General features: G+C 44.7%; 1 protein-coding gene. It reads left to right on the top strand.

Annotated elements, in window-relative coordinates; all coding sequences use genetic code 11:
- Positions 1-139 precede the first annotated feature (139 nt).
- Positions 140-575: TerC family protein (locus N1032_RS26815; RefSeq protein ID WP_407933093.1), on the top strand; the 436-nt coding region annotated here is incomplete at its 3' end.

The following is a 575-nucleotide window of genomic DNA, read 5'->3' as shown; positions in this document are numbered from 1 at the left end:
AAATGACAGACCTCGATATCGTTTTCTTTAATGGGACAGTCATGAACGCAGTCAGCCTTGACGTTGTTCGTGAACGTATTAACTCCTGCGTTGAACAGGCGGTTAAGGCTCGTATGTCTAAAGAAGGTGGTATTAAGGAATGAACCTGATCTATCCTACCCTTGCGGTAGTTGGTGGCGCTGCTTTCGCTGTTGACTTTTTCGGTCACAAGAAAGGCGAGAAAATGAGCATTAAGACCGCATCATTGTGGTCTATCTTCTGGATTCTCTGTGGTATTGCGATGGGTGGTTTGATCTACCTTGAACAAGGTTCCGCAGCCATGAGTCAGTATTTTGCTGGCTATGCGATGGAGAAAGCTCTGTCTGTGGATAACCTGATGGTGTTCGCTGCCATTTTCGGTTACTACAAGATTTACAAACAAGAGGATATGCACACTGTGCTTACGTATGGCATCATTGGTGCTATCGTATTCCGAGCTTTGTTTGTATTCTTCGGCGCTACCCTGTTCAACTCAGAGATTGAGTTGTTCAGTGTGATGGGGTTTGAAGTAACATTGCATTTAGCCATTAGTTGGT

The sequence above is a fragment of the Herbiconiux daphne genome, from assembly GCF_024979295.1.
GTDB classification, from domain to species: domain Bacteria; phylum Actinomycetota; class Actinomycetes; order Actinomycetales; family Microbacteriaceae; genus Herbiconiux; species Herbiconiux daphnes.
Note: the sequence above shows the minus strand (reverse complement) of the source record. Positions and strands in the feature narration are given on the sequence as shown.